General features: G+C 40.2%; 2 protein-coding genes. One reads left to right on the top strand and one right to left on the bottom strand.

Annotated features, from left to right (window positions below; translation table 11 throughout):
- Positions 1-220: 220 nt before the first annotated feature.
- Positions 221-2,989 (top strand): isoleucine--tRNA ligase, encoded by a 2,769-nt coding sequence (gene ileS / locus ACFXN8_RS26350; RefSeq protein ID WP_386848315.1) that lies wholly within the window; start codon positions 221-223, stop codon positions 2,987-2,989.
- Between the two features lie 44 nt (positions 2,990-3,033).
- Here the strand turns inward: ileS and ACFXN8_RS26355 are convergent.
- The coding region (locus ACFXN8_RS26355; protein ID WP_386848316.1) for a hypothetical protein at positions 3,034-3,266 on the bottom strand (233 nt) is incomplete at its 5' end.

Below are 3,266 nucleotides of genomic sequence, written 5' to 3' on the forward strand. Positions count from 1 at the left end.
CATCTGTTGGCCCGAGACCCTGCAGCGAAGCGAAGCGGCTCATCGGACGCCCCCAGGAAGCTTTGCTCTGTGCGAAAGCGAAGCGACAGCAACAACAAAGCGCCCAGCCGGAACGGAAATCAACCACACGTTATAATGATAAGCCTAATAACTGTCGTAATTGTATGAGCGCCTAAGTGCATTTGTTTTTTGTTTGTAAACATAAAGGAGGAATTGAACAATGGTTGAATACAAAGATACTTTATTAATGCCAAAAACAGATTTCCCAATGCGTGGAAACTTACCGGCAAATGAACCGAAGATGCAAGAAAAATGGAACGAAATGGACATTAATAAATTACAGATGGAGCGTACAGAAGGACGTCCTGAGTATGTGTTACACGATGGACCTCCATATGCAAATGGTGATATCCATATCGGTCACGCTTTAAATAAAGTGCTGAAAGATATGATTACGCGTCATCGCTCTATGAATGGTTACCATGTAAACTATATTCCAGGTTGGGATACTCATGGTTTACCAATTGAGCAAGCACTTACGAACAAAGGTGTAAAGCGCAAAGAAATGTCTGTTGCTGAATTCCGTAAATTATGTGAAGAGTATGCTTACGAGCAAATCGACAACCAACGTACACAATTCCGTCGTTTAGGTGTTCGTGGTGATTGGGAAAATCCATATATTACATTAAAGCCTGAATTTGAAGCACGTCAAATTGAAGTATTCGGCAAGATGGCTGAAAAGGGCTATATTTATAAAGGTTTAAAACCAGTTTACTGGTCTCCATCATCTGAATCTGCACTGGCAGAAGCAGAGATTGAATATCAAGATATTAAATCGGCTTCTATTTATGTAAGCTTTGCGCTTAAAGATGCTAAAGGTGTAGTTCCAGTAGATGCTAAAATGATCATTTGGACAACAACACCTTGGACGATTCCAGCAAACTTAGGGATTTCTGTAAACCCTGAATTTATCTATGTTGTAGTGGCAGTTGCTGATAAAAAATTCATCGTTGCAAAAGAATTATTAGAAACAGTTGCTAACGAACTTGAATGGGAAGCGTATGAAGTTGTTCAAGAAGTTAAAGGTGAAGCATTAGACCGAGTTGTTGCACAGCATCCATTCTATGACCGTGAATCTCTTGTAATGGTTGGAGAGCACGTAACTGCTGAAGCGGGTACTGGCTGTGTTCATACAGCACCAGGACACGGGGAAGATGACTATCATATTAGTAAGCAATATGGTCTACCAATTCTTAGCCCTGTTGATAATAGCGGCTGCTATACAGATGAAGCACCTGGTTTTGAAGGTGTATTCTACAATGATGCAAACAAATTAATCACAGAAAAATTAAAAGAAGTAGGCGCATTAGAAAAACTTAACTTCTTTACACACTCTTATCCACATGACTGGCGTACGAAAAAACCAGTTATTTATCGTGCAACACCACAATGGTTTGCGTCAATAGATGCATTCCGTGATGAGTTATTAGGGGCTGTAAAATCAACAGCATTTACACCTGCTTGGGGTGAAACGCGTCTTTATAATATGATTCGTGACCGTGGAGACTGGGTAATTTCACGTCAGCGCGCATGGGGTGTGCCAATTCCAATTTTCTATGCTGAAAATGGTGAGCCAATTATTACACCAGAAACAATTGCCCATATCTCTGCATTATTCCGTGAACATGGGTCAAATATTTGGTTCCAAAAAACAGCAAAAGAATTATTACCTGAAGGCTTCACACATCCAAGTAGCCCGAATGGCGAATTTACAAAAGAAAACGATATTATGGACGTTTGGTTTGACTCAGGTTCTTCTCACCAAGGTGTACTAGTAGAACGTGGTATGAAATATCCAGCTGATCTATATTTAGAGGGCTCTGACCAACACCGTGGATGGTTTAACTCATCATTAATTACTTCTGTAGCTATTAATGGCTATGCACCATATAAGGGACTATTAACACATGGTTTCGTTCTAGATGGTGAAGGTCGTAAGATGAGTAAATCTTTAGGGAATGTCATTATCCCGAAAAAGGTTATGGATCAATACGGAGCAGATATTCTTCGTTTATGGGTTGCTTCTGTAGATTATACAGCCGACGTTCGTATCTCAATGGATATGTTGAAGCAAGTTTCAGAGGTTTATCGAAAAATCCGTAACACATTCCGTTTCTTACACGGAAATGTAGCTGATTTTGATGCCACGAAAGATCGTGTAGCATATGAAGACCTTCGTGAAATGGATCAATACGTTTATATGCGCCTACAGGATGTTTTAAAAACTGTACGTGCTGCATATGATCGCTATGATTTCGCAGCTGTTTATCATGCGGTGAATAACTTTGTTGCCGTAGAATTATCTTCATTCTATTTAGATATTGCAAAAGATGTTGTGTACATCGAAGGTCATGACAACAAAGATCGCCGTGCGATGCAAACGGTTATTCATGACACATTAATGACATTAGTAAAAGTAATGTCACCTATTATCCCTCATACAAGTGACGAGATGTGGTCTTACTTACATGCTCAAGGTGTTGTAGAAGAGGTATCTGTACAATTAACAGACTTCCCAGAGGTAGATGAACATGAAAACTTCGAAAGTCTACGTGAGAAATGGGTAAAAATTATTGATGTTCGTGATGATATTTTAAAAGCATTAGAGGAAGCTCGTAATGCAAAAACAATCGGTAAATCACTTGAAGCGAAAGTGACAGTTTATGCAAAAGAAGATGTGGCGGCATTATTAAATGATGCAAGCATCAATTTTGCACAGCTATCAATTGTTTCTGCCTTTGAAGTAGCATCAATAGAAGCTGCACCTGCAGATGCATTAGCTCTAGAACATGCATCGATCGTTGTAGAAAAGGCAACAGGTGAAAAATGTGAGCGTTGCTGGTCTATTTCTGAAACAGTCGGTTCAAATGAAGCACAACCAACAGTGTGTGCGCGTTGTGCAGAAGTTGTAGAGAAGTATTACGCGTAACATAAATAAACACGTATAAAAATAAGAATCTGCATTCTATGTAATTAATAACGCAAGTCTCCTTGATGATGGGGGGCTTGCGTTTTTTTGAAGGTCGAGAGCGACGGAAAGAAGAGTCGAGGCGACGGAAAGCAGATCAAAAGCGACGGAAAGAAGAGCCAAGGCGACGGATGAAAATCAGAGCGACGGAAAGAAGAGTCGAAGCGACGGATAGAAAGACGAAAGTGACGGAAAGAAGAGTCGAAGCGACGGATAGAAAGACGAAAGTGACGGAAAG

The organism is Lysinibacillus sp. NPDC059133, from assembly GCF_042755925.1.
Taxonomy (GTDB): Bacteria; Bacillota; Bacilli; order Bacillales_A; family Planococcaceae; genus Lysinibacillus.

Bases quoted from the DNA above. Each gene is read 5' to 3' on its own strand.
- ileS (WP_386848315.1), top strand. From the start codon at position 221: ATGGTTGAATACAAAGATACTTTATTAATGCCAAAAACAGATTTCCCA.